The sequence below is a fragment of the Sorangium sp. So ce295 genome (assembly GCF_051527405.1).
Lineage (GTDB): Bacteria > Myxococcota_A > Polyangia > Polyangiales > Polyangiaceae > Sorangium > Sorangium cellulosum_B.
In genome coordinates this window covers 4,155,040-4,181,442 of the sequence record NZ_CP150324.1, presented here as the reverse complement: position 1 = coordinate 4,181,442, position 26,403 = coordinate 4,155,040, and the positions used below count along the sequence as shown (strand labels likewise).

Sequence of the window (26,403 nt, the reverse complement as noted above, 5' to 3'; positions counted from 1 at the left end):
GGCGGTCAGCGCGCCGGGACACCTGCTCGGTCCGCCCCTTTGCAGAAAACGTACCCTGCTGCAAAGACCACCCAAGCATTGGTAATCATTCAACAACCACGGCCGCCGCCGCGCGCCCGTTACGGGGCTGACGCGCGCCCCCGTTGCGAATGTGACGATGCCTGAAGTAAGCCAGCGGGCGATGGAGCCGATGTCCTTCCCGGGCGACAGGGATTCGCCCCTCTCGCCGCGATCCCCAGGAAGCCCCCGCGGCGACGACGGCGGGGGCCACCGGCCCACCGAGATCAACGCCCTCCTGGGCCGCGGTACGCACTTCGAAGGCAAGCTCTTCTTCGAGGGCCGCGTGCGCATCGACGGCAGCTTCCGCGGCGAGATCCGCGGCGAGGACGTGCTCGTGATCGGCGAAGGGGCGCTCGTGATCGGGGAGATCCACGTCGTCACGTGCATCGTCACGGGCGGCGAGGTGCAGGCGAGCATCCGCGCCCGCGATGCCATCGAGCTCTACGCTCCATCCAAGGTGACCGGCGCCCTGCACGCGCCCGCCATCTTCATCGACCGCGGCGTGCAGTTCGACGGCTCCTGCAAGATGGCCCCGCTCGACGAGGAGCCAGGCGAGCGGCCCCTGCGGCCGCCCGCGGCGTCGTCCGAGCCCGACGCCGACGCTGCCGGACAGGCCGCGAGCGCCGCGCCCACGACGCCCACGACGCCCACGACGCCCACGACGCCCACGACCGACGACAGCGGCGGCAGCGCGCAACGCGCGCGTGAGCGTTGAGCGCGCCGACGCCGACCGCTGAATTCCGACCTCGTCCGAAGAAAGCATGTTTTCTGTAGTGCGCAGGCGTGCGGCCGCGTGCTGACGGAGTTACATCTAGCGAGGGGCTGCGGTCTCGCCGCCCGAGGCGCATGTCCGCGACGTGGGGGGGAGCCCGCGCTGACGGACGTCGCTCGAACAGGAGAGTCCATGAAGAAACTGTGGTCCCTGTCCCTGATCGCCTTCTCGCTCGCCGTCCTCGCCCTCTCCCTCTCGCCGCGCGCGGCCCGCGCCGCCGACGCCGAGTCGGAGAAGCTCGCGTCGCTCGGGAAGGCGCTCCGGTACACGCTGAAGACCACCGGGCCCGTCGCCGCGATCGACACCGGGGGCGCGGCGATCCTCGTGAAAGCGCCCCTGTCGACGGTCCGGAAGATCGTCACCTCCTACGGCAACTACAAGACGTTCATCGGCCCCTTCGACCAGAGCCGCGTGCTCACGAAGCGCAAGGGAACGAGCGAGGTCTATCTCCAGGTGCCGATCCTGAACGGCGCCGCGCACATCTGGACGGTCGCCGACATGTCGCCGCCCACCAAGGACGGCGCCGACGAGGTGATCTCCGGCCGCCACAAGCGCGGCAACGTCGCCGACTTCCGCGCCCGCTGGCGGCTCCGCGCCGTCGACGAGCACCACACGATCCTGAAGCTCGAGATCTTCGTCGCCCCGAAGCTCCCTTTCCCGCCCTCGGTCGTGACGACACAGCTCGTCAAGGCGGCCGACAAGGCGGTGACCGCCGTGCGGAATCGCGCACAGTCCGAGGCGCCCCCCGCCGGGGCGACCACCGCCGCCGCCACCGACGTTCCGCCGGGCACCGCAGCGAGCACGTCCGCCGCCGCGTCCGCTGGCTCGGCTCCCGCCGCGCGAGGCGACGACCAGGGCAGCGGGACGGCGGCCCCCGCCGTGCTGCCGGCGAGCGTGGCCGATCTGCCGCCGGCCGATGACACAGGCGTCCGCCGCGACAAGGACGTGGCGCGCCGCTAGCTCTCCTCGCAACCGACCCAACCGACAGGGCGCCTCGCGACAGAGCGTCCAACCACCCCTCCTCCGTTTCCCTCCTTCCGTCCGCCCTTCCCCGCTCGATTCTACCGGGGCGGCTCACGCGCCCGTCGTGACGCCCGGTCGCCTCCGGTCGCCTCCGTTCACCGCTGAGCCTGTTGAAAACCCCGGAGCGCCCCGGGCGTGCTCCGGCGCGCGCTTGCTGGGTGCAATTCCGCAGATCTACGGAGGCTACGGCCTGGACCGTCCAGGGTTCCCAACAGGTTTTTCAACACGCATTCCGATTTCCCCACAAGAATTCCCACATTCCGCGAGACTTTTTCAACAAGGCGAGCCCCCGGCGGAGGTTGCGAGGGGACGGATGCATGAAGTAAAGGGTCTGCCGTGAGGTACCCCTTGCTGGACGTGCATTCAGATGCGCCGGCGCCCTCTCAGCCCCCTGCCGTGGCGGGCGCCTGCGCTTCCCGGGAGCGGCGCTCGGCCGTCTCGCGGTGGTGAGCAGAACATCGCTGCTCATTGTCCCGACCGAGCGGCACGTTGAACGCGAGCTCGCCTCTCTCGATCTGCGCGACGCGCGCACCGCGGACCAGGAAATCCGCTCACGGTGGAGCTTCGTTTCCGAGGCGCTTGCCCTGCTGGCGCCGGACACCGCCATAGCGAGCCCTCACACAACCCGCCTCGCCACCCGGCTCGCCCTCGACGCCCTGCCGCCGGATCGGCTGCGGCAGCCGGCCGAGCCTGCCGCGCGCGTCGCGCTCGCGCACGCCCTCGACCGCGCCCTCGGGAGCTTCCGGCGCGCCGGGACCTCCCCGGCGGAGCTGCGGGCGCTCGGGACCCCGTACGCGATCGCCATCGCCGAGGTCCTCGATCGGGCGGACGCCGCCCTGCGGGCAGCGCGCCTCGTCGACCCGCGCTGCGCGGGGTTCCTGCTCGCGCGGGCGCTCCGCTCGGTCGGCGCATCCGCCGCGCTCCCGCTTCCGCACAAGGTCACGATCCGCGGCGCCGTGGCCTGGGAGCCCGACGATCTCGCCTGGGTCGAGGCGCTCCACGCCGCGGTCCGCGCCCGCGGCGGCGCGGGCGTCACCGTCGAGCTGCCCGCGCTGCCGGACGACGGCGCGGCGCCGGTCGCCGACGCCCTGGAGCGGCGCTGGGCCTCGCTCGGGGACGCGCCCGAGATCGCGTGGGTGCCCGACGGCGGAGCAGAGCCTCTCGCCGCCGTCGCGGCGAGGACCCCGGAGGGCGAGGCGCGCGCCGCCGCCGCCGAGGTGGCCGCCGCGCTCGGCCGCGGGATCCCGCCCGAGCGGATCGCCGTCGTCGTGCCGGCGCTCGACGACGCCGCGCTCGAGCCCCTCCGCGCCGCCCTCGCCGACGCGGGCGTCCGCTCGTCGGAGCCGCGCGGCCGCGCCGCCGCGAGCTGCCCCGACGGGCGCGTCGCGCTCGCCATCCTGCGCCTCGCCGTCGGGCCGGTGCGTCGCGAGCAGGCGATCGAGATCCTCCGCGCCCCGGGGGTCCACGCCGGCGCCTGGATGGACCGCACGTCTGCCTCCGAGGCGGAGCGGCGCTCGACCGACCTCGCCCACCGGCTGCGCGACGTGCCGGTCGAGGTGGATCGCACGGGCCGGCTGCTCATCGACGGCCTCATCTCGGTCGTGGCGGCCCGCCGCGCGGACCGCCGCGCAGGGACGGCGCGGACGCCGCCGGCGACCGCGCAGGAGGAGCTGAGCGACGCGGAGCTCGCCCTGGGCCTTTCGGTGCTGGGCGGCGCGCACGGCGACGAGGACGGCGACGACGAGGCGTGGATGCCGCACGCGCTGGAGCGGCTGCTCGCCAGCGCCCGCTGGATCGGCGAGGCGACGACGCGGCCCGAGATCGTGCGGCGCTTCCTGTCGCTCCTCGACAAGCTGGGCTTCGGCGAGCCCGGGATCGAGGAGCTCCGCGCCGCGCTGCGCGGCGAGCGGCGGAGCGGCGGCGCGCTCGCGCTCGAGGCGGTGGGCGCGATGGGTCAAGGCGCGCGGGCCGCGCGCGCGATCCGCGAGCAGGCCGAGGCGCTCGCGCGGGCCGCGTACGACCTCGGCTGCGAGGAGCGCCCCGCCACCGCGGCCGAGATCTACGCGGAGCTCGAGCGGGCCGCGGCCGAGCAGGGCGCCGGGCCGCGCGGCGACGCCGGCCGCGCCGGCGCGGTGCGCATCGACGTCGCCGCGGGGTTCACGGCGCTCGAGCACGACGTGGTGGTGGTGACCGGGCTCGACGCGCGCGCCTACGGCGGCAGCCCGGGCGCGGACGAGACGCTGCTCGGCGAGGCGCTCCGCGGGAGGCTGCCGGCGCCGAGCCGCCCCGCGTCGGGGCGCGAGCGCCAGGCGGCCCAGCGCGCGGAGCTCGGCTGGGCGCTCGCCGGCGCCCGCCGCGTCGCCCTCTGCTACACGCGCGGCGTAGACGACAGCGAGCCGAACGAGCCGCACCCGCTCTTCACCGCGGCCGCGGCGACCGGCGCGCACCAGCGGACGGAGCCCGCCTCGCGCGTCGCCCCGGACGCGGCGCCCCTCGGCCCGCGCGACGCGGAGCTCATCGCCCTCGCGGGCGGAGGGCGGCCGGCGGCGGACCTCGCGGAGCGGATCCGGATCGAGCGCGCCCGCGCGGACTTCTTCCTCGATCCGCGCGCGCCGATCGACCTCCACACGGGCCGCGTCCTCGTCGACCGCGACCCCGCGCTCGCCGCGCAGCTCAGGGCCGCGATCGGCGGGGCGCACCCCGGCAGGCCGATCGCCGTCACCCACATCGAGCGCGCCGTGGGCTGCGCCTTCGCCGCGTTCGCCCGCCGCGTCCTGCGCGTGCGCCGCGCCGAGGATCTCGCCGAGTCGGCCGACGCGCGCGAGCGCGGTACGCTGATCCACCGCGCCCTGCAGGCCTCGTTCGAGGCGCTGCGCGAGCTCGGCCCGGAGCGCGATCCGGCCGAGCAGCTCGCGGCGGCGCGCGCCGCGGCCGAGGCGGCGCTCGGCGCCTCGGCGCCCATGGCCCCGCTCCGCCGCGAGGCCGTCGAGAAGGCGATCGCGGACGTGATGGAGGTCGTGGCCCGCACGCTCGACGGAGACGGGGAGGACGCGTCGCCGGAGCTCCGCTTCTTCCTGGCCGAGCGGCGCTTCGGCGCCGGAGAGCCGCCCCCGTGGCAGCCGCTCGAGCTCCCCCCGCTGTCCGACGAGGAGGACGGCCCGAGCCTGTGGGTCGACGGCCAGATCGACAGGCTCGATCGATCGACCGACCAGCGCGTCGTGCGGGTCGTCGACTACAAGACCGGCAAGCTCCCCGACGCCAAGGAGCGGCGGAGGGCGCTCCAGCTGCCGCTGTACAGCGCCATCGCGGCGCGCGCGCTCGGCGCGGAGGAGGTGCGGGCCGTCTACATCGGCGTGCGCCAGCGCGGGCTCATCGAGCTGTGGCCTCGCACGGCGGACGAGCAGCGCGCGCTCGCCGAGGGCTGGGCCGAGGCCGCGCGCACGGCGCGGGCCGCGGTCGTCGCGCTCTGGGAGGGCAAGGCCGCGCCGCGGCCGGCGCTCTCGACGATGTGCGCGCGGTGCGACGCGCGCGACGTGTGCCGCCGCCCCGCGGTCGTGCCGAGCGACGAGGCCGCGGAGGAGGTCGCGTGAGCGCCGCCCCGCGCGGCGCGGAGCTCGCCGAGGGCGACGCGCTCATCTACGCCTTCCGCCGCAACGTCGTGGTCGCCGCGAGCGCCGGCACCGGCAAGACCCACCGCCTCACGGCGCTCTACGTGCTGCTCACGCTCGGCCTCACCTCCCTCGGCCTGCCCGACGCCGCGTCCGCCGCGCCGCCCGTGCCGCCGGACCGCATCGTCGCGACGACGTTCTCGCGCGCCGCGGCGCGGGAGATCGCCCACCGCGTCGAGCGATCGCTCCGCGAGATCGCCCGCTGGAACGGCGAGGCGGACATCCCCTTCGCCGACATCCTCCGGGCGCGGCAGGCGGCCGTCGCCGGCCTCGCCGGCGCGTCGCTGCCCGCCGCCGAGCTGCGCAAGCGGGCGGAGGAGGCGCTCGCCCGCCTCCCCGCCGCGCGCATCGACACGCTCCACGGCGTCGCCAAGCAGATCGTGGACCGGCACGCGATCGCGATGGGGCTCTCGCCCTCGGCCCGGATCCTCGACGAGGAGGAGGCGCAGGCGCTCAGCGACCTCGCCGTCGACGAGGCGCTGAGCCGCGCGCTCGCCGACGGGGGCGAGCGCGCCGAGGCCGCGCGCGCGCTCATCGCCGCGACGGGCGGCGTCGAGGCCGCGCGGAGCGAGGTCACGCGGCTGCTCGACCGGCTCGACGAGGACGGCCTCGCGCCGCGCCGGCTCGCCGTGTCCGATCACGCCGCCGAGGCCGGCGCGCTCGCGCGGGAGCTCCGCCGCCTCGCCGCCGGGAGCGCCGCGCTCGGCAGCGCCGCCTTCCGCGCGCCGGCGGCGGCGCTCGTGGCGGCGCTCGGCCGCGAGGACGGCGTCGCGCCCTTCCCGGCGAGCGCGGCGAGCGCCCCGCTCATCGAGCTCCTCACGCAGCGCAAGCCGCACAAGAGCAAGTCCACGCCGGCCGACGAGGCGCTCATCGCCTTCCGCGAGGCGCTGCCGGGCGAGACCCACCGCGACAAGGCGCAGCAGCTGCTCGGCTTCCTCCGCGAGGCCCCGGCCCTGTCGCGCCGCGAGGCGCGGATCGTCGAGCTGCTGGAGGAGATCCGCGAGCGGCTCTCGGCGATCCGCCGCACCGAGGGCGGCCTCGGGTTCGGGGACCTCCTGCGCGCCGCCCGCGACGGCCTGCGGGACGATCCGGCGATCGGCGCGGCGGTCCGCGGCTCGGTCGACGTGCTGCTCGTCGACGAGTTCCAGGACACGAGCGCGGTGCAGCGCGATCTCGTGTACCTCCTGCGCGAGCGGGACGACGCCGCCCTCTCGCGCCCGGCCGGCGCGGCCCCGACGGCGGCCAGCCTGTCCGGTCATGGCCTGTTCCTCGTCGGCGATCGCAAGCAATCCATCTACGGGTTCCGCGGGGCCGACGTCTCCATCTTCTGCCGCGTCTGCGCGGAGCTCGCCGGCGCCGCCGCGGGCCGCGCGCTCGAGCTCGCGCCCGCGCTCTGGTCGCCGGACCCGAGCGCCGATTTCGTGGCGCTCCGCGAGAGCCGCCGGTCGACGCCCGAGCTGCTCGCGTTCATCAACGCCTTCTCCGCGCGCGATTTCGCGCAGGATCGCGGCGCGGGCGACGGCGACGCGGGCGCGCCCCGGGCTTCGCCGCGCGAGTTCGAGATCGCCTACAGCGCGGCCGAGCACCTCGTCGCGGCGCCGGGCAGGGCCGCGGAGGGCCCGACGGACGTCGTGCTCGTCAGCGACGGCGGCGGCGCTCCCGACGGGGTCGACGCCCTCGTCAGGGACGCGCGCGGACAGCTGCGCGAGGCGCTGATCGCGGCCGCGTACATCGCGCGGCGCGTCCGCGGCGCGGGCGGCGACGGCGCCGCGACCGGCGACCTGCGCTTCCGCGACGTCGCCGTGCTCACCCGCCGGAGGAGCACGATCCCGCTCGTCGAGCTGGCGCTCGCGCGCCTCGAGATCCCGTACGTGGTGGCCGGCCGCGCGCTCTTCGACGCGGCCGAGGTCCGCGATCTGGCCGCGATCCTCCGCCTCCTGCTCGATCCGCGCGATCGCCTGGCCCTGGCGACCGTCCTCCGCGGCCCCGTGGTGGCGCTCTCCGACACGTCGCTCGCGCTCCTCGCGCCTCCAGGCCGCGGCCTCGCGGTCCCGTTGCTCGGCCGCTGGCCCGCCGCCGCGCTGGCGCAGGGGGTCTGGTCGCCCGCGCCCGACGACGCCGAGCTCGACGACGGGCGCCCGCTCCCCGTCCTCGCGCGCCTCCCCGCGGGGGATCGCGAGCGCCTCGAGGCGTTCCGCGCCCGCTATGCCGGCCTGCGCCGCGCGGCCCTCCGCTCGACGCCGGGCGAGGCGATCCGCGCCGCGGTCACCGCCTTCGATCTCGACCGCGTCATCGCGGCGCTCCCTCGCGCCCAGGCCCGCCTCGGCAACGTCGATCGCCTGGTCTCCATCGCCCGCCGCCGGGGCGGCTCGCTCGCGAGCTTCGTCCGCTGGCTCGACCGCCGCATCCGCGACGAGGCGGACGAGCCCGAGGCCGCCGTCTTCTCGCCCGAGGACGACGCCGTGCGGCTCACGACGATCCACGCCAGCAAGGGGCTCGATTTCCCGGCCGTCGTGCTCCTGGATCTCAACGCGGAGCCCCGCGCGGCGCAGCCAGGCCTGAGCTACGTCCCCGCCGCGGGGGACCGGCCTGCCGCCCTGCTCGTGCGCCACTTCGCGCGGGTCATCGACGGGCGGTCGCGGACCGGCTCGCTCCACGACGCCGAGGCGTCGGCGCGCGGGCCGTTGTTGCCCGTCAGCACGCCCGCGCTCCTGGCGGCGCGCGCCGAGGTGCGGGCGCGGGAGCGCGCCGAGCGGCAGCGGCTCACGTACGTCGCGATCACGCGCGCCCGCCGCGAGCTCGTGCTCGTCGGCGCCGAGGCGAAGCCGCGGAGCGGCTCGGCGTGGCTCACGCTGAAGGCGGCGGTCGACGCCGAGCCCCGCGCCACAGCGGAGGCCGACGGCGAGCCCCGAATCGCCGCGGCGGACCTCGTCGAGGCCTCCACGCCGCTCGCCGGCGCCATCCGCGCGACGCTCGACGCCTGCGCGCTGCTCGCCGGGGCGAAGGCGCCCGCGCCTGGCACCGACGCATACGCGCGCGCCGCGCCGGCCCCCCGGGCGCCGCCGGCGACGGGGCCTGCCCGCGCGCAGACCGTGCTGGTCGCGGCCGCGTCCCTCGCGGCGTTCCAGGCGTGCCCGCGCCGCTTCCGGCTGCGCCACCTCCTCGGGATCGGCGAGCCTGCCGGCGAGGGCCAGCTCGGCCTGTTCGACGTCGAGGGCCTGCCCGAGCTCCCGGGCGAGGAGCGCGTCGAGCTGGAGGACGGCGCGGATCCTCGCCCCCCTGGCCGCGCCGTGCACCGGGTGCTCCAGCGCTGGCCGCGCGCGCGCTGGGGTGAGCCGACCGAGGCCGAGGAGGTCGTCGCCCGCCTCACCTTCGAGGGGTTCCCGCCGCACGGCCCGGACGTGCTGCGCACCGCGGAGCGCGTCGCGCGCTTCCTGGACGGCCCCTACGCGCGGCAGGTGCGCGCCGAGGAGGCGTCGCTCCTCCGGGAGGAGGCGCTCGTGCTCGACGTCGAGCCCCAGCGCTCCGGACGGCGGCGCGGCGCGAGGCTCGCGCTCTCGCTCGCCGTCGATCTCGCCGTCCTGCACCCGGGCGACCTCATCGACGTCGTCGAGTACAAGCGCGCGCGCCCCCGCGCGGATCTCTCGCCGTACGAGCTCCGCCTGCGCGCGTATGCGCTCGCGCTCAGGAGGCGCCACCCCGACCGCCCCGTCCGCGCGGGCGTGCTCTTCATCGGCGCCGAGGTCGAGCCCGTGTGGCTCGCGGCCTCGGGCCCCATGGGGACCCTCACCGACGACGAGCACGCGCGGTTCGAGCGCGAGCTCGCCCGGCTCGCCGATCGCTTCGCCGAGGCGAGGGCCGAGGATCGCTTCGACGGCGTCCCGGTCGAGGCGTGCCGCAAGCTGCGCTGCGGCTTCGTGCGGGCCTGCCACGGCTAGCGTCGCCGCGGCCGCAGAACGCGCTCGACATCGAACGAAGGCGGGAAGGCGCTCGTGGAGCGCCCTCCGCTACACCCCCGCCTGCTCCTCGATCTCCTCCTGCGACGCGCTCTGCGCCGGAGCGCGCCGCGGCGGCTCCAGCACGAGCGGCAGGATCTCCTCCATCGACGACACCATCGTGATCTTGATCTGATCCTTGACGTCCTGCGGCACGTCCTCGAGGTCGCGCCGGTTCTTCGTCGGGATGAGCACGTGCCGGATCCCGGCGCGGTGGGCCGCGAGCAGCTTCTCCTTGACCCCGCCGACCGGCATCACCCGCCCGCGCAGCGAGATCTCCCCCGTCATCGCGACGTCGCTGCGCACCGGCGCCCCGAGCAGCAGCGACGCCACCGCGGCGAACATCGTCACGCCCGCGCTCGGCCCGTCCTTCGGCGTGCCGTGCTGCGGGATGTGCACGTGCAGATCGATCTCCTTGAGCCACTCCGGATCGAGGTGCAGCCGATCGGCCTTGCTGCGCACGAAGCTCACCGCCGTGCTCGCCGACTCCTGCATCACGTTCCGCATGTTGCCGGTGAGCACCACGTTGCCCTTGCCCGGCATCTTCGTCGCCTCGATGAAGAGGATCTCGCCGCCCGCCGGCGTCCACGCGAGGCCGGTCGCGACCCCGGGCTGGAGCGTCCGCTCGGCGATCTCGGGGCGGTGCTTGTGCGGGCCGAGCACCTGCTCCACGTGCTCGGGCGTCGCCACCTCGCGCACGTCGTTGCCCTCGGCGACCTTCACCGCCGTCGCGCGGCACACCGCCGCGATCTGCCGCTCCAGGCCGCGCACGCCCGCCTCGCGCGTGTAGTGGTCGACGACCGCCTCGATGCCCGGCTCCGTGAACTCCAGGCGCTCGTCCGTGAGCCCGTGCGCCGACAGCTGCTTCGGCACCAGGAACTCCCGCGCGATCCCCAGCTTGTCGGTCCGCGTGTAGCCGGGCACCTCGATGACCTCCATGCGGTCGACGAGCGGCCCCGGGATCCCGTCCCAGTTGTTCGCGGTCGCGAGGAACATCACCTGCGACAGATCGAACGGCAGGTCGAGGTAGTGGTCCTGGAACGTCGAGTTCTGCTCCGGATCGAGCACCTCGAGGAGCGCCGCCGCCGGATCGCCCCGCAGATCGACGCCCATCTTGTCGACCTCGTCGAGCACGAGCACCGGGTTCCTGGTCCCCGCCTTCTTCAGCGCCTGCAGGATGCGCCCGGGCAGCGCGCCCACGTAGGTGCGCCGGTGCCCGCGGATCTCGGCCTCGTCGCGCACGCCGCCGAGCGCGATCCGCTCGTAGCGGCGCCCCATGCTGCGCGCGATCGACTTGCCGAGCGACGTCTTGCCGACGCCGGGCGGCCCGATGAAGAGCAGGATCGGCCCCTTCTTGTCCGTGCGAAGCTGCCGGATCGCCGAGTACTCGACGATCCGCTTCTTCACCTTCTCCAGCCCGAGGTGATCCTCGTCGAGGCAGCGCCGCACGCTCTCGACGCTCAGCTTGTCCACCGTCGTCTTGGACCACGGCAGATCCGCGATCCACTCGAGGTACGTCTTGGTCACGTTGAACTCGGCCGACTGCTGCGCCATCGAGCGCAGCCGGCTGAGCTGCTTGCGGACCACCTTGTCGACCTCCGCCGGCACCTTGGCGCGCCGGATGCGCTCGCGGAGCTCCTCGATCTCGTCGTCGTCGCCGCCCTCGCCGAGCTCCTCCTTGATCGACTTCATCTGCTGCCGGAGGATGTACTCGCGCTGCGACTTGCCCATCTCCTCCTGCACCATGGAGGAGATCTCCTTCTTGACCCGCAGCACCTCGAGCTGGCGGCCGACCATCGCGAGCACGAGGCGGACGCGCGCCTTCACGTCGAACGCCTCGAGGATCTCCTGCTTGTCGCCGACCGAGGCCTGCGCCTGCGGGAAGTTCGAGGCGATCAGATCGGCGAGCGCGCCCGGCTCGCGCACGTTGTCGAGGATGCCCGCCGTGTCGCGCGGCAGGTTCGGCATCAGGCCGAGCACCTCGCGCGTCGCCTCGCGCAGCCCCGCGCCGAGCGCCTCGAGCTCCACGTCGCGCACGAGCGACTCCGGGATGCGCTCGATCCGCGCGCGCATGTACGGCTCCAGCGAGAACGCCGACTTCACCCGGAAGCGGCCGAGCCCGTTCAGCACGACCGAGTAGTTGTTCGGGCCGAGCCGGATGACCTTCACCACGCGCGCGACGGTCCCGACGGAGTAGAGCTCCTTGAACGTCGGCTCGTCCACGTCGGGCGACCTCTGGCTGATCACGCCCACCAGCGCACGCTCGCGGCCGAGGAGATCCTCGACCAGGCGCACGCTCCGCGGCCGGCCGACGTTGATCGGCACGACCGACATCGGGAACAGCACCGAGTTGCGCAGCGGGAGGATCGGGACGCTATCCGCGTCGGGCGAGGGGGGCGTTCGCGAAGAAGGATCGCCGGTCGGCATGCAGACAACCCTAGTACAGCGCTCTTCTCGAAGCCATGACGCGGGCGCGCCGCTAGAAGTCCTTGATCTTCCAGACCCCGTGCTCGCGCGTGAAAGCGACCGTGCCGCCGGCGCCATAGGCCATGGACGCGCTGTCCCCGGTCTCCTCGATGGTCGCGGTCGGCAGCGCCGCCTTGATCGCCTGGACGACCCGGTTGATCTGCTCCTTCTGCGGCCCCTCCCAGGCGCTCTTCAGCTTCTCGGGCGTGAGCTGCCCCGCGTCGGCCGCGGCCTTGACCGTCCCGGGTCGACCGCCCGGCTTCTGCGCCGCGTCAGCTCCCGCGCCGGGCGGCGCGGCTCCAGGTCCGGCGGGCTGCGCCGGGCCCTCGCCGCCGGCGCGCGCGGAGCCCGCCTCGCCGGGCGCGCCTGCCTCATCGGGCGCGGCGCCCGCGGGCTCGACGAGGCCCTCCTTCTCGGCGTCGGGAACGTAGCGCATGATCACGTCGTAGCGCCTGCGCTCGAAGGCCCGCAGGAAACCCACCAGGGCCTGCCGGGGCGTCGCCTGACCGTAGAGATCGACCGCCGCCGCGTCGAGCCGCCAGCGGCCGCCCTCGAAGACGAGCAGGAGCTCCTCGCCGTTCGGCATGGTGACCGTCGCGGTCACCACCGGATCGGCCGCGGGCCGCGCGATGGCGCGGGCGATCTCGAGCGCGTCGTCCGGGTTGTCCCGCACCGCGCGCCGGAAGGCCTCGAGCGACATCGACCGCTTGGCCTCGTCCGAGAGCAGCCGGTAGGCGGCGTCGACGCGCCCCTCCTGGAGCGCCTGCGCGTAGGCCCGGAGCGTGTCGCTCGGGCCCTGCTGAGCGTAGCTCGAACCGCACGCCGGGAGCGCGAGGGCGAGCAGGAGAAGCGCCGTGCGTTTCACGGATCGCGCCATAGCACACGCGGCGGCGAGCGCGCAGACGGCGCGGCGCCGCCCCCTGCGCTCGCCGCCGTCCCCGTCACTTCGGGCGCTTCAGCACCGCCCCGTCCTTCACCGGCGCGCCGTCGCTGCCGTCCGGCGATCCCTCGTTGATCCAGTAGACGGTCGCCTCGTCCACAGCGATGTCGCCCGGCCGCGCCTGCCCCGAGGCCAGCACCTCCTGCTCCCCGCCGCCCTTCGGCATGCGCACGACCGTCCCCGCGTCGCGCCGCGTCCAGTACACGTGCCCCTCGTCCACCGCGAGGCCGTTCAGCTGGCCCTGATCCGAGGCGATCTCCTCGGGCGCGCCGACCTCCGCCCCGCTCAGATCCGACCGGAAGACGCTGCCGCCCTCGAAGCTCGCCCAGTAGACCGCCGCCGCGTTCCCCTCCCCGTCCACGTCGAGCGCGATCTCCCGCGGGGTGAGCTGCTCCGCGGCGATCGTCACCGTCGCCTCTCCCACGCGGCACGCCACCGCGCCGTCGGTCCTGCCCAGCGTGCCCTGGTACGTCCAGCACACGGTGTCCCCCGCGCTGGCCACGCGGTAGGGCGACGAGAACGCCGTGCCCGGCGGCGTGAGGTCCTCCGGCGCGCCGAGCGCGACCTCCACGCCGCTGCCGCTCAGCTGCGCCCGGAACACGCCGCCTCCCCAGAGCTCGGTCCACGCGAGCGCGTCGCCCGAGAGCGCGAGCCCCTCGGGCTGCTCCAGATCGGCGAGCAGCACGCGCGGCGCGCCGCCCGCGAGCGGGACCACGCTCAGCGTGCCGTCCTCCGCGTTCGTCCAGAAGGCCACCTGCCGCGCCTCGTCGATCGCGAGATCCCGCGGCGAGGCCTGCGTCCCGCCGAGGATCCGCGGATCGCCGCCGCCGACGGGCGCCGTCTTCAGCTCCCCGTCCTCCTGGGCCATCCCCTCCCCGTCGAACGTCGCGCCCGCGATCCACGTCACGCTGCCTCCCGCCACCCGCAGCGACACAGGGTGGACCTGCGCCACAGCGATGGGGACCGGCGCCGACGCGTCAGGCCTCGTGGACTCGCCGCCCAGCAGCGCCGACCAAGGGCCGCACGTCGGCAGATCCGTGCCCTTCCTGCGGCACTGCCCCTCGCCCGCCGCCGCGATCGCGAGCCCCGCGAGCTTGCCGCTCTGCGCCCGCCGGCACACCTCGACCGGCAGCCGGAGCACGTTGCCCTCCTCCACCCGGAAGCCCGCGTCGCTCTCCGCGTCGAGCGGCACGAAACACGCGCTCTCGCCGCAGATCCCGCCGCCCTGGGTGAGCAGCGCGACGTTCACGTCGCCGCTCGGCGCGGCGGCCCGGCAGACGGTGCCGTCCGCGGCGAACGCCTCGAGATCGACCGGCGCCGACGCGGCGGCGGCGAAGCACCGCAGAGTGTCGAAGCAGAGCCCGTCGCCGTCGCCTGCCCCGCCGCCGAACACGGCCACGGCCTCGTAATCGGGCAGCTCGCGCGAGTCGACCTCGCGCGGCACGCACGAGCCCGCGACGCAGCTCTGGCCCTCGGGGCAGCTGTTCTTGACGAGCACGTTGCCCTCCGCGTCGCGCAGCGCGTTGCCCTGCGCGTCGCGCTCGACCTCGGCCGAGCCGTCGCACAGGAACTGGATGGGCATGTGCAGCGTCGCCGTGCGCCCCTCGGGCACGGTCGTCAGCACCTCGCGGAGCAGGCGCACCCCGTCCTTGCCGCCGCGGCTCGCGATGACGCGCACCCGGAGCGCCTGCGACGGGTCGTCGGGCGTGAGGAAGCCCAGCGTCGCCGGCAGCAGGATCGACCCCTCGGTCCCGAGCCGCTCGAACGTCTCGTCGTAGACGACGGACCCGTCGAGCGTCGCCTCGATCCGGACCGTATCGATGTCCTTCGGCAGCGACATGTCCGTCTGGAAGACGACCATGAGCTGCCCCTTCTCCCCGCCGCAGGCCGAACCCCCCGCCACCGCCGCGAGCGAGAGCAACACCACCGCCGACATCGGTCCCGTCCGCTTCGTCCGCTTCGTACGCGCCGTCCGTTTCATCCGCATCAACGTCTCCCTCCGAAGCCGAGCGGGACCGTGCCCAGGCTGCCCTGCTCCGCCGGCGTCCCCGGCTCGAAGAGCAGCGAGCCCGCGACGAGCGCGCCCGCGAAGATGGCCGCGCCGCCGCCGATCCAGAGCCACTTGCTCGCGCCGCCCCGCTGCGCGGCGCGCTCCAGCGACACGTCGATCCGGCGGCGCTCGTCGTCCCGGACCAGGATCTGCGCCTCGTGCGGCGTCATCCCCGGCGCCGTCACCCGCAGCGCGTGGGTCCCGCTCTGCACCGAGCCCTCCCAGCGGCCCTTGCCCACCACCTTGCCGTCGATCGCGATGAGATCGTCCTGCCCCGCGGCGATGGCGAGCCGCCCCCGGTGCACCGTCCGGTCGAGCCGCGCCACGAGCGCGACGCTGTCGCCGCCCACGACCTTCTCCTGCCGGACGAAATCGACGAAGCCCGGCTTCGACACGCGGATGCGGCGCTCGCCGATGTCGATCGGCACCGGCGCCGCGAGCGGCGTCGTCCCGACCGGCTCGTCGTCCACGAACACCGCGGCCCCCGGCTCGCTCGACGTGATCTCGAGGAAGGACACGAACGCCCCGGCCGCCTTGATCAGGTCGGCGATGTCCTGCTTGTCGCGGGCCGACAGCGCGGCGCCCGCCTCGGCCTCCATCCGGCGCAGCGTCGCGATCATCTTCGCGTAGCGCCGCAGGTTCTTCTGGCAGAGCGCGACCTTCCAGAGCAGCCGGTGATCGCGCGACAGCTCGTAGGCGCGCTCGTACCGCGCGAGCGCGCCCGCGTAGTCGCCGTCGTCGAACAGCGCCGCGCCCGCCCCGTGCTCGGCCCTGGCCATCCCGGTCAGCGACTCCGCGAGCGGCGTCTCCGCCGGCGGCGGCGCGGCGGGCGGCGTCCCTGCGGGCGCGGAGCGCGCCGGCTGGGCCGCGGCGACCCCTGCCGCGAGCCCCACGCCGAGCGCGGCCGCGATGGCGCGCCCCCAATGGCCCAGCTGCTTCCCTCGCATCGATGCTCCTTGCTGGCGGAGGCACACCGCGATGGCCGTGCTCCGACTCTCCGACGCTCCACCTCGGATCACCGCGATGCTATCCGATGCACGCGCCGCACGAGCAACTGTTGGAAACGTCTCGGACAAATCGCCTTTGCTCCGCTCGCCGTGGCGGGGATACCATCCGGCGCCCATGAGAGGCTTCATCACGGTGGGCGCGGCGCTCGCGGGCGCGCTGATCGGCATCGCCCTCGGCCCGTCCTCCGCGCGCGCGGAGGGGCCTGGCGCCGTCGCGCTCAGCCGGTTCGAGCCGACACCCGCGGGTGATCCGCTCTTCGGTGTGCCGTCGCCGTTCATCGGAGGGCACCTGGTCCCGCGCGGGCTCGCGCTGTTCGACCACGCGGAGGATCCGCTCACGCTCGGAGGCGGCGCCTCGCCCGAGCGGGCGATCGTCGGCAGCCAGTCGCTCCTCCACGTCGGCGGCTCCCTCTCGCTGTGGGATCGGCTGCTCGTCTCGGCGTCGCTGCCGCTCGCGCTCGCCCAGAGCGGCGACGGCGCCGCCGCGGCGGCCGGCGCAGGCGCGCCCGAGGCGCCCTCTTCCCCGGCGCTCGGCGATCTGCGCCTCGGGGTGCGCGTCCGGCTGCTCGGCGACGAGGGCGACCCCTTCCAGATCGGCACGAGCGCGTCGCTGCACCTGCCCACGGGCAGCTCGGACGCGTACGTCGGCGAGGGCGCGGTCCGCGTCACGCCGCAGCTCCTGCTCGGCGGGCGCGTCGCGCGCGTCGTGTGGAGCGTCGCGGCCGGCGCGGTGATGCGGAGCTCCGAGAGCCCCTCGACGCTCGCTTATGGCGGCGGCGCGGGCGTGCTCCTCTGGGACGAGCGGCTGCAGCTCGGCCCGGAGGTGGTCGCCGAGACGATGCTCCAGGGCGGCTCCCTGTCGCTCACCGCGCGCGAGCGGGTCGAGGTGGAGAGGACGACGAGCGCCGAGCTCCTGCTCGGCGCGCGGTTCCGCCCGTTCCGCCCCCTCGCTGGCCTCGTCGTCGGGGCGGCCGCCGGGCCGGGCATCGGCGACGCGATCGGCACGCCGTCGTTCCGCGCGATGGGGACGGTGGCGTGGGCTCCCCCGGCGCCGCCGCCCGCCGGCGCGGCGGCGGGCGCGGACGCGAACGCGGATCCGGACATGGACGGCATCCCCGGCGCGCGGGACGCGTGCCCGTACGCTCACGGCCCGGCCAGCGCCGACGCGAAGAGGAACGGCTGTCCCGTCGAGGACGAGGACGAGGACGGCGTCGCCGATCAAGACGACCTCTGCCCCCATGCGGCCGCGGGCTCCGGGGGCGGCGACCCGTCGCGGCGCGGCTGCCCCGCGGACCAGGACGGCGACGGATTGCCCGACGCGCTCGACGCGTGCCCGACGGAGAAGGGCGACGCAGCGGGCGGCGCGACGCGGCCTGGCTGCCCCCCTGCTCCTCGCCAGCCCACGGACCAGGACGGCGACGGCCTGCCCGACGACGCCGACGCGTGCCCGCGCGAGAAGGGCCCGGCGAGCGGCGACGCGCGCTCGAGCGGCTGCCCGACGCGGGTGCGGGTGCAGGGCGAGCAGATCGTGCTGCTGGAGCCCGTCGTGTTCCGCGTGCTGAAGAATGACCCGGCGCCGATCGATCCGAAGAGCGAGGCGGTGCTCGCCGAGGTGCGCGACGTCATCGAGCAGCACCCGGAGTGGGTGAAGATCGAGGTCTCCGCGCACACGGACGGCGCCGGCAACGCCAGGTTCAACGAGACGCTCTCGACCGCTCGCGCGGAGGCCGTGCGGCGGTGGCTCGTCGGGAACGGCATCGCGGCCGAGCGGCTGGTCGCGAAGGGATACGGGGCGAGCCAGCCGATCTCGGACGACAGGAGCGCGGCCGGGCGGGAGAAGAACCGGCGCGTGCAGCTCCTCGTCCTGGAGAAGAGATAGCCGGCGGGCGACGTCCGGGCGCTGACGAGCGCGGTCAAGCCGTCAGGCGCGGCCCGGGGAGCGAGAGAGTGATGATGATGAAGCGAACCCTCATGGCCGCAGCAGTCGGCGCCGCGCTGGCCCTCGCGGCGGCGCCGCGGAGCGCGGCGGCGCAGTGCACTGTCACAGGGCCCGTCCAGGCGCTCGTCGATGGTCTCAGCTTCCGGTGGGACGTCGGGACGGAGGGGGTGATCAGCGACGGGACCGATGACGCCTTCGACAGCGGCATGCTGCTTCGGGTGGACGGGGTCGCCTTTCCTGCCTCGGCCCGGGTGGAGGAGATGGACGGGCGGCAGTTCGTCCACGGGCCGGCGCTCCTCGGCGAGCTCGAGGTCACCCGGAAGGTGTACGTGCCGACCGACGAGGGCTGGGCGCGCTTCCTGGAGATCCTCCACAACCCCACCGCCCGAGAGCGGGCAACGGTCGTGCGGATCGAGACGAACGTCGGATCCGACCGCGCGACCACCATCACGCAGTCGCACACCGGCGATCTGGAGTTCACGCCGGCGGATCGATGGCTCGCCACCGACGACGCCAACGACATGGCGGGGGATCCGAGCCTCTTCTTCAATTTCTACGGGCCTTCCGCGGCGATCGCCCCGGGGAGCGTCGGGATGGCCACCTTCGACTGCGCGGAGACGCAGGGGCCCGTCGTCGAGTTCACCCTGAACCTGCCGCCCGGAGAGACGCGGGTCGTCATGCACTTCGGCGGCCAGCGCGCGAGCCGGGCCGATTCCCACGCGGGTGCGGCCCACCTGGACGCGCTCCCGGCGCCGGCGCTCGCCGGGATGTCGGTGGCCGAGCGGGCCTTCGTCGTCAACTGGGACGTGAACGGCGACGGCGACGACGACGGCGTGAAGGACCTCGACGACAACTGCCCGTCCGCGCCGAACCCGGCTCAGGCCGACGCCGACAGCGACGGCGCGGGCGACGCCTGCGATCCCGACGACGACGGCGACGGCGTGCCCGACGGCGACGACAGCTGCCCGCTCACGCCGAACCCCGATCAGTCGGACCTCGAGGGCGACGGCGCGGGCGACGCCTGCGATCCCGACGACGACGGCGATGGCGTGCCCGATGATGTGGACAACTGCCCGTCGGCGCCCAACGCGGGGCAGGAGAACAACAAGGACGAGTCGCCGCCGGACGAGAGCGGCGACGCGTGCGACGACGACGACGACAACGACGGCCTGGGCGACGAGGCCGACAACTGCCCGCTCGCCCCCAACCCCGATCAGGCCGATGCCGACACGGACGGCCGGGGCGACGCGTGCGATCTGAACGCGCTGGACAGGGACGACGACGGCGTGGAGGACGGCGTGGACAACTGCCTCTCCATCCCGAACCCCGACCAGTCCGATCTCGACCGCGACGGCCAGGGCGACGGGTGCGACGGTGACGACGACGGCGACGGCGCGCCCGACGACGGCGACAACTGCCCGCTCACGGCGAACCCGAGCCAGAGCGACGGCGACGACGACGGCTACGGCGACCGGTGCGACGACGACGACGACGGCGACGGCGCGCCCGACGCCGACGACAACTGCCCGTTCCTCTCGAACGAAGGGCAGGAGGACGCGAACGGCGACCACGTCGGCGACGCGTGCGACTGCAGCGCGCCGGTGAAGCCCGACGGCGCGCCCTGCGACGACGGCGACCCCTGCACCCGGACCGACGCCTGCGACGGCGGCGTCTGCAAGGGCGCCGATCCGGTCGTGTGCGCGCCCTCCGGGGACGTCTGCACCTCCGCGCAGTGCCACCCGAGGCACGGCGAGTGCGCGCTCTTCCCCAACGAGGGCGCCCGCTGCCCCGGCGGCACCTGCGTGGCCGGCGGCTGCGTGCCCGATGACGCCGGCAGCGGAGGCGGCGGCGCGGGCGGCAAAGACGGTGCGGGCGGAGGCGACGCGGGCTCGGGCGGCGGCGACGCGGGCTCGGGCGGCGGCGACGCCGGGGCGGGCGGTGGCGGAGGCCACGGCGGCGAGGACGGCTCGGGCGGCGAGGGCGCCACCCCCAGGCCGCTGCGCGGCGACCCCCGGGCGCACGGCAACGGCTGCGGGCTCGCGGCGGGCGCCGACGGGGCGGCGGGCTCGGCAGCGGCGTGGCTCGCCGCCGCGGCGCTCCTCGCGCGGTGGCGGCGGCGGCGCGGGTGACGCGCGCCGGCGGGCCGTCCGTCACGAGATCGGCGCCGGCGCACACGCGCGATGCACCGATCCACACGCGCCTGCGGCCCTCGTTGCCGGCCCCGTGGGTACCGCGCGCTGCCTGCCGTGGTAGGGTGAGCGCGGTGCGAGACCCTGACGAGCTTCGCCGGTTCGCTCGCCAGGACTGGGCGGCAGCCCAGCGCGACAAGGAGCTCTACTGGCGCGACTGGAAGAAGCAGCACGGCCCCGCCGCTGGAGTCCGGATCGCCGATGAGCTCCGCAAGCAAGTCCTCGCGCAAAGGCCAGCGTGGCCGAGCGACGGAGAGCGCGAAGAAGACCTCGCCACGCACCTCCGCGTCCTCGAAGCGCTCGATCGCCTCCCGCCCCGCCGCCGTCGCGCTGCTCGCTGACTTCGCCGCAGCGATGCGCAGGCGGCGCCTTGACTGGTACGTCTTCGGCGCCCAGGCAGCCGTGGCCTACGGGAGACCCCGCATGACCGCGGACGTCGACGTCACCGTTGCCATCGAGCAGCTGGGCACGCTCACGCTCGTCGACGAGCTCTCGCGTGCCGGGTTCGACCTCCGGGTCGCCCTCGGCGAGGACTTCCTGCGCGACGCTCGACTGCTGCCGCTGGTGCATCGCTCGACCGCCATGCCCGTCGACGTCGTGCTCGCGGGCTCCAGCCTGCACCTCGAGTTCCTCGCGCGCCGGAGGCTCGTCGACGTCGGGGGCGTGCGTGTGCCGATGATCAGCCCGGAAGACCTGATCGTCACCAAGGTCCTGGCGGGCCGACCCAAGGACATGGAGGACGTGCGCGGGGTGCTGCTCGAGCAGCCCCGCCTCGACCTCGAACGCGTCCGCGAGCTGCTCGGCGAGCTCGAGGTCGCGCTCGGCGACGACCAGCTGATCCGTCGTTTCGAGCGCCTGATCCGTCGACCACGCGTGACGCGCGCTCGCGCGAAGTGACCGCAGGCCGGCCCGCGCTCGATCCCGGCGCGCGGCCTCCGCATGCGATATGCGCCGCCCAGCCGCGTCACTCCACAGGCGGGCTGACGCCGAGCGCGCCCCCGGCGGCGGCGCCCCCCTCCCCCGCTGCCGCCGGCTGGCGAGGCCCCTCGGCGCCGGCGCTCCCGGCCTTGCCGCCGGCGTAGCGCCTGCCGGCTCGCTCGGACGCCTTCAGGACGGGGCCGCGGATCGTCTCGATGGCTTCCGCCGGAGCGCTGGAGATCTCCAGGTTGGAGAGCACCGCGGCGACGACGCGGAGCCATTGATTGCGCGCCGCCAGGATCGTCGCGTTCACGACCGGCGCGGTCTTCTCCTTGGCTGCGAGCGCGTCCCGCCGGTGCTCGATCGTCGAGAGCTCCTTGCCCGACGCGATCCACCGCTGCACGGTGTGGAGCAGCGTCGTCTTGCCCGGCGCCGGGATCGCCTTGAGGAACGCGGCGGTCGAGGGCTCCTCGTCGAGGAGCCGGGCGATCCGCGCCGTGTTGCCCGACTCCGCGGTGGGCGACGCCTTGATGATGGCGAGCCCGGTCGGGAACAGCCTGGCCTGGGCCTGATCACACGCCTCCGCCCCCCCGACGTCCGGCGGCTCCTCCGCCAGACAGTGCTCGCGGTGCGCGTCGATGCCGTACGAGACCGCCTTGGCCAGGTGATCGTGGCGCTCGTCGACCTTCGAGAGCTCGTCGCTCAAGGCCGTCATCCCGGCCGACACGCCCGTCCTGCTCGGGCGAACCGCGAGCACGGCGCCGTGGACCTCGGCCACCTTGTCGTGCAGGCCGGCGATCTCCGGGATCGACAGGAACAGCCGCTTCCGCTGGGCATCCTCGATCCACGGAGCGACGAGGGCGACCATCTCTTCGATCATCAGGTGTTTCAACATGGGACAGACCTCCACGTGGGGACAGCGCGCCGTGCCAGGGAAGCGCCGGTCTCGTGTCCTGTCGATGACACCCGATTACAGGAGCAACCGCGGAGCGCGCAGCCCGGCCCCAAGGCGCGCCTCGGGGTGATCGACGTGATGTGACAGCCCTGACCGGCGCCCGTCATGGGCCGAGGCTCACAGGAGCCGAGGGGAAGGCGGCCCCGATCTGGCGCGCAGCGTAATTTTGAAGGGAAGCCCGGGTGTGAACCTGGGCACCCCGTTCGCAGCAAGGTCCTGGGAAGATCGCGATCTTGCTGGCACGTCGAGCTCCGGCGCTCGGGCAGATCGCGATCTGGGCGAGCGCCTGACGACGTGCGGCAGCTCAGGTCACGTTCTCGACGGGACACCCGAGTTCGAGCGTCCTCCCAGATCGCGATCTGCCGGAACGCCGGACGACGAGTGTCAGCCCAGGTCACGTCCTTGACGGCATGTCGCTATCGACCGCTTTCCCACATCGCAACCTGTCGGAACGCCAGACGACAAGCGTCCTGTCAGGTCACGCTCTCGACGGCACATCGATATCGACCGCTTTCCCAGATCTCGACCTGCCGGAACGCCGGACGGCGAGCGTTCGAGTGGGTGGAGGGGTACTTCGGCCAAGGGTAGGGGCTTTTGAACCGTGAGGTCGCCAAAAGACGCCAAGAAACGCCAGAAGACGCCAGAAGACGCCAGAATTTTTGTGTTGTTTCTTGGCGTCTTCTGGCGTTTCTTTGGCGTCTTCTGGCGACTTCACGGCTTCGCGGAGCCCGACGCCGACCACGGCCCGCACGTCGGCAGGCCCACGGTCTTCTGGACGCAGGCGGCCGTCACCGGCGACGTCACGACGGCCGCAATCCTGCCGGCGGCCACCTGATCACAGACGGCGGTCGGCAGCTGGATCCGCCCGTCCTCCGCCACCTGGAAGCCATCGGCGCTGCCGGCGTCGAGCGCCACAAGGCAACGTTCGGCGTCATCGCAGATCCCGTCGCCCGCCGCGGTCTCCAGCGCCACGTTGAGCGGGACCCCGGCCTCGCCCGCGATCGAGCACGCCGCGTCGACCTCCGCAGGCGTCGTGCCCTGGAAGCAGGCCGTCACGTCGAAGCAATCGCCGTCGCCGTCGCCGTCGCCGCCACCATAGACGTTCGCGGGCGCGTAGTCGGGGAGCGCGCCCGCATCGACCTCGCTCGACGCACACGCCCCCGCGACGCAGGTCTGCCCTTCCAAGCAGTGCTTGTTCACAACGCCGCCGGTCCCGTCGCTCTCGCCCGAGTCGTCGCAGAGGAAGTTGAGCGGCAGCGTCAGCAGCGCGACGCGGTTCTTCGGGATCCTCGTGACCGCCTCGCGCAGGATGCGTATCGCGCCGAGCTCGTCCCCGATGAGGGCGCTGACCTTGATCCGGATCGAGTCGCCCCCGCCGCTCGAGGAGTAGAAACCGATCGTCGCCGGCAGACGCGCGGCGGCGTCGGCCTTGCCGAGCCGCTCGTAGGTCGCCGAGAACTTGGGGGTGCCGCCCTCGAACACCTGCACCTGGAGAGCGCCGAAGTCCTCGGGCATGCGGAGATCCGTCGAGACGGCGAGCATGATCTCGTCCGGCGGAGAGCACCCGCAGGCCGCGATAGCGACGAACGCGGCGAGCGCCGCCCGGGCGACGGCGCTCATCGGCCACCTCCGAAGGGGATCGTGAACTTGGCGCCGCCCTGCCGGGACAGGGAGACCGAGCCAGGCGACGTGCGGCCGTCCACCGGCGGCTCCGGGCCGAAGACCCCCGTGGCGACCAGGACCGCGCCCGCGAGCACCAGCACACCGCCGCCGATCCAGAGCCAGGTCTCGACATTCCCCTGCTTGGGCTGCGGGACCAGCGTGACCTGCACGCGGCGCGTCTGGTTGTCCTGGATCATCACCTCGGACTGGTGCGTCACCATGCCGGACGCCGTGACGCGGAGCGCGTGACCGCCGCTCGGCACAGGACCGTCGTAGCCGCCGCGGCCGACCACGCGACCATCGACGGAGATGACGGCGTCCGGCGCCGCCGTGACGATGAGCCGCCCCTGGTGGACCTCTTTCTCCAGCGTGGCCGTGACCGTGACCTCGCCGCCGCCCGTCACCTGCTGGGAGACCTCGACGTCCTTGAAGCCCTTCTTGGTCACCCGGATCTTCCGGGTGCCGACGTCGAGCAGCACGGGCTCGCTCAGCGGCGTCTGGCCGACCTCCTCGCCGTCGACGAAGACCGTGGCCCCCGCCTCGCTGGCCTTCAGATCGAGCCGGCTCACGTAGGCCTTCGTCGCCTCGATGAGCGCAGCGGCGTCCTTGCGATCCTGCTCCCCGAGCTGGGGGCCGGCGTCCCTGAGGAGCTTCTCGACCGTCCCGAGGAGGCGCGCGTAGCGCTTCAGGTTCTTCTGGCAGAGGGCGATGTTCCAGAGCAGCCGCGGGTCGCCGGAGAGCTCGAAGGAACGCTCGAACTTGATGATGGCGTTGCGGTAGTCGCCGTCGTTGAAGAGGATCCGCGCCGCCTCGTACTCGGCCTTCGCCTCGCCGGTGAGCGTCGCGGACAGCGGCCCCTGGACGGCAGGCGCGCCCGCGGCAGGCGCCGGCTGCGCCCCCGCAGGCGCCGGCTGCGCCCCCGCAGGCGCCGGCTGCGCCCCCGCGGGCGCGAGGGCCGTCAGCACGGCGCCGCCGAGCGCGACCGCGGCGCCGACACGACGGCTCCTGCTGCTCCACAGCGGGAGCCGTTCGCTTCCTGGCCAACTCATCTGGGCTTACCTTTGTCGTTCAGCACATCGAAGATGCTCCCCGGCTGCGCGGCGGTCCCGGTCGGCGCGGCTGTCGCGGCCGGTGGGGCCGAGGGCGCGGCGGTGGGCTTCGGCCGAGGGCTCGTGGCGACCGGCGCCGCGCTCGACGGCGCCTTCGGCCCGGCGGTCGACAGCGGCGCCGCGGTGGCCACCGGCGCGGCGGTCGACACCGGGGACACCGTCGCTGACGGCGCCGCGGTCGCCGGCGGCTGCAGCTCCGCGGTCACCTCCGGAGGCGCGACCGGCGGGGGCGGGGCCGGCGTCGCGGGCGCCGAGGGCTCGGCGGAGGCGGTCGCCGCCACGGCCGACGGGTCGGCGGGAGGAGCGTCCGCGCCGCCATGGAACGTGACGAAGCGCAGGATCCCGCCGATCACCACGGCGACGCCCACCACGGCCAGCGCGAGCACGACGCCGCTCCGCGAGCGCGGCCCGGGCGCGGCGCCCCCGGCCGTCCAGCCGGGCGCGGTGCCCGCCGCGCCAGCGGTGTGGCCGGCCGCGCCGACCGCGCCGCCCGCCGTCGCGCCGGCGGGCGGCGCCGCGCTGTGCCGCGCGGTCGCCGCGGGGACGCCGCTCACGCGCTCCTGCGACGTCTGCCAGGCGGGCGGCGTGCTCATGCGCTCGCGCACGGAGCTCGCCCGGTCCCGGAAGGAGACCGCGGGGACGAGCCCCAGCGTCCGCTCGATCCGCTCCAGCGAGGCCAGCGCGAGCGGAGGCCCGAAATCGACGATGGCGCCCGCGAGCTCGGCGACCGACTTGAAGCGCTTCGCGACGTCCCTCTCGAGGCAGCGCAGGATCGCCGCCTCGAGGCCCGGCGGCAGGTCGCGCCGGAACGTGGTCGGGGGCGGCGGCGACTCGGTGTTGATCATCAGGATGAGCTCGGACAGCGAGCTCGCGTCGAAGGGGACACGCGCCGTGAGCAGCTGGTAGAGGATGGCGCCGAGCGACCAGATGTCCGCGCGCGCGTCGACCGAGCGCGCCGAGCGCATCTGCTCGGGCGCCATGTAGAGCGGCGAGCCGAGCACCATCGCCGTCTTCGTCAGCCCGAGCTCCGGCTCGGCCCCGGCCGTCGACGGGTCCGCGAGCGCCTTCGAGATGCCGAAGTCGAGCACCTTCACCATGCCGGTGCCGTCCGCCGCGCGCGTGAGGAAGAGGTTCGCCGGCTTGAGATCGCGGTGGATGATGCCGGCCGCGTGCGCCTCGGCGATGGCCTCGCAGGCCTCGAGCACGTAGCCCACGGCCTCCTCCAGATCGAGCGGGCCGCGCTGCCGCAGCGTCTCCTGGAGGTCGCTCCCCTCCAGGTACTCCATCACCATGAACGGCGCGCCCGTCTCGAGCGTCCCGACGTCGAGCACGCGCGCGACGTGCTCGCTCTTCAGGCGCACCGCCGCGCGCGCCTCGCGCACGAAGCGCTCCACCATCTCGTCGTTGGCGCCGGGATGGAGCAGCTTGATGGCGACCCGCTGGTGGAGCTTCTCGTGCAGCGCGGCGACGACGACGCCCATGCCCCCTTGCCCGAGGATGCGCTCGACCCGGTATTTCCCCGATAGAATTTGACCTTCGGTGACCGGTGAGCTCACGGACGCTCCCGCGCTGGGGCTGCCTCGAGGGCGCCACCACCGCCACGTTATCCAGGGGGCCACCTTATGCGATCCGGCGCTCGCATCCAAGGCC

16 protein-coding genes are annotated in these 26,403 nt (G+C 74.5%); 8 read left to right on the top strand and 8 right to left on the bottom strand.

The window, feature by feature from the left end:
* Positions 1-157 precede the first annotated feature (157 nt).
* The 4 genes from WMF11_RS15885 (at position 158) to WMF11_RS15870 (ending at position 9,461) form a co-directional block, all read left to right on the top strand.
* Positions 158-775, top strand: coding sequence for a bactofilin family protein (locus tag WMF11_RS15885; RefSeq protein WP_437909212.1), 618 nt, complete (start codon positions 158-160; stop codon positions 773-775).
* A 189-nt stretch (positions 776-964) separates the two neighbouring features.
* On the top strand, positions 965-1,792 hold the full coding sequence (locus WMF11_RS15880; protein WP_437978046.1) for an SRPBCC family protein: 828 nt from the start codon (positions 965-967) through the stop codon (positions 1,790-1,792).
* Positions 1,793-2,301: 509 nt separating this feature from the next.
* Positions 2,302-5,445: a PD-(D/E)XK nuclease family protein gene (locus WMF11_RS15875; protein WP_437978045.1), complete on the top strand. Its 3,144-nt coding sequence runs from the start codon at positions 2,302-2,304 to the stop codon at positions 5,443-5,445.
* A complete protein-coding gene (locus tag WMF11_RS15870) occupies positions 5,442-9,461 on the top strand; it encodes a UvrD-helicase domain-containing protein (RefSeq protein WP_437978044.1) in 4,020 nt (1,339 codons plus the stop codon). The genes WMF11_RS15875 and WMF11_RS15870 overlap by 4 nt, the downstream gene beginning before the upstream one ends.
* 69 nt (positions 9,462-9,530) lie before the next feature.
* Here the strand turns inward: WMF11_RS15870 and lon are convergent, their stop codons facing one another.
* The 4 genes from lon to WMF11_RS15850 form a co-directional block, all read right to left on the bottom strand.
* A complete protein-coding gene (gene lon, locus WMF11_RS15865) occupies positions 9,531-11,945 on the bottom strand; it encodes an endopeptidase La (RefSeq protein ID WP_437978043.1) in 2,415 nt (804 codons plus the stop codon).
* A gap of 52 nt (positions 11,946-11,997) precedes the next feature.
* Positions 11,998-12,849: a hypothetical protein gene (locus tag WMF11_RS15860; RefSeq protein WP_437978042.1), complete on the bottom strand. Its 852-nt coding sequence runs from the start codon at positions 12,847-12,849 to the stop codon at positions 11,998-12,000.
* Between the two features lie 76 nt (positions 12,850-12,925).
* A complete protein-coding gene (locus WMF11_RS15855) occupies positions 12,926-14,911 on the bottom strand; it encodes a hypothetical protein (RefSeq protein WP_437978041.1) in 1,986 nt (661 codons plus the stop codon).
* A complete protein-coding gene (locus WMF11_RS15850; protein ID WP_437978040.1) occupies positions 14,911-15,921 on the bottom strand; it encodes a PEGA domain-containing protein in 1,011 nt (336 codons plus the stop codon). Before WMF11_RS15850 ends, WMF11_RS15855 begins: the two co-directional genes overlap by 1 nt.
* 175 nt (positions 15,922-16,096) lie before the next feature.
* On the opposite strand from WMF11_RS15850, the gene WMF11_RS15845 reads away from it, so the two are divergent.
* The 4 genes from WMF11_RS15845 to WMF11_RS15830 all read left to right on the top strand — a co-directional run bounded on the left by WMF11_RS15845 (position 16,097) and on the right by WMF11_RS15830 (position 21,006).
* A complete protein-coding gene (locus WMF11_RS15845; RefSeq protein ID WP_437909204.1) occupies positions 16,097-17,860 on the top strand; it encodes an OmpA family protein in 1,764 nt (587 codons plus the stop codon).
* 92 nt (positions 17,861-17,952) lie between these two features.
* The gene (locus WMF11_RS15840) at positions 17,953-20,049 is read left to right on the top strand and encodes a thrombospondin type 3 repeat-containing protein (protein WP_437978039.1); all 2,097 of its coding nucleotides are present in this window, start codon (positions 17,953-17,955) and stop codon (positions 20,047-20,049) included.
* Between the two features lie 134 nt (positions 20,050-20,183).
* Positions 20,184-20,450 (top strand): hypothetical protein, encoded by a 267-nt coding sequence (locus WMF11_RS15835; protein ID WP_437552692.1) that lies wholly within the window; start codon positions 20,184-20,186, stop codon positions 20,448-20,450.
* A 13-nt stretch (positions 20,451-20,463) separates the two neighbouring features.
* Positions 20,464-21,006: a nucleotidyltransferase gene (locus tag WMF11_RS15830; protein ID WP_437552691.1), complete on the top strand. Its 543-nt coding sequence runs from the start codon at positions 20,464-20,466 to the stop codon at positions 21,004-21,006.
* A gap of 67 nt (positions 21,007-21,073) precedes the next feature.
* Here the strand turns inward: WMF11_RS15830 and WMF11_RS15825 are convergent, their stop codons facing one another.
* The 4 genes from WMF11_RS15825 to WMF11_RS15810 form a co-directional block, all read right to left on the bottom strand.
* Positions 21,074-21,922 carry a hypothetical protein gene (locus WMF11_RS15825; RefSeq protein ID WP_437978038.1) on the bottom strand — a complete coding sequence of 283 codons (849 nt, stop codon included), beginning with the start codon at positions 21,920-21,922 and terminating at the stop codon, positions 21,074-21,076.
* Positions 21,923-22,693: 771 nt separating this feature from the next.
* Complete coding sequence (locus WMF11_RS15820; RefSeq protein ID WP_437978037.1) at positions 22,694-23,602, bottom strand: hypothetical protein; 909 nt, start codon at positions 23,600-23,602, stop codon at positions 22,694-22,696.
* Entirely contained in the window at positions 23,599-24,693 is a 1,095-nt protein-coding gene (locus WMF11_RS15815; protein ID WP_437978036.1) for a PEGA domain-containing protein, read from the bottom strand. The genes WMF11_RS15820 and WMF11_RS15815 overlap by 4 nt, the downstream gene beginning before the upstream one ends.
* A complete protein-coding gene (locus WMF11_RS15810; RefSeq protein ID WP_437978035.1) occupies positions 24,690-26,309 on the bottom strand; it encodes a serine/threonine-protein kinase in 1,620 nt (539 codons plus the stop codon). The genes WMF11_RS15815 and WMF11_RS15810 overlap by 4 nt, the downstream gene beginning before the upstream one ends.
* Between the last annotated feature and the right edge of the window lie 94 nt (positions 26,310-26,403).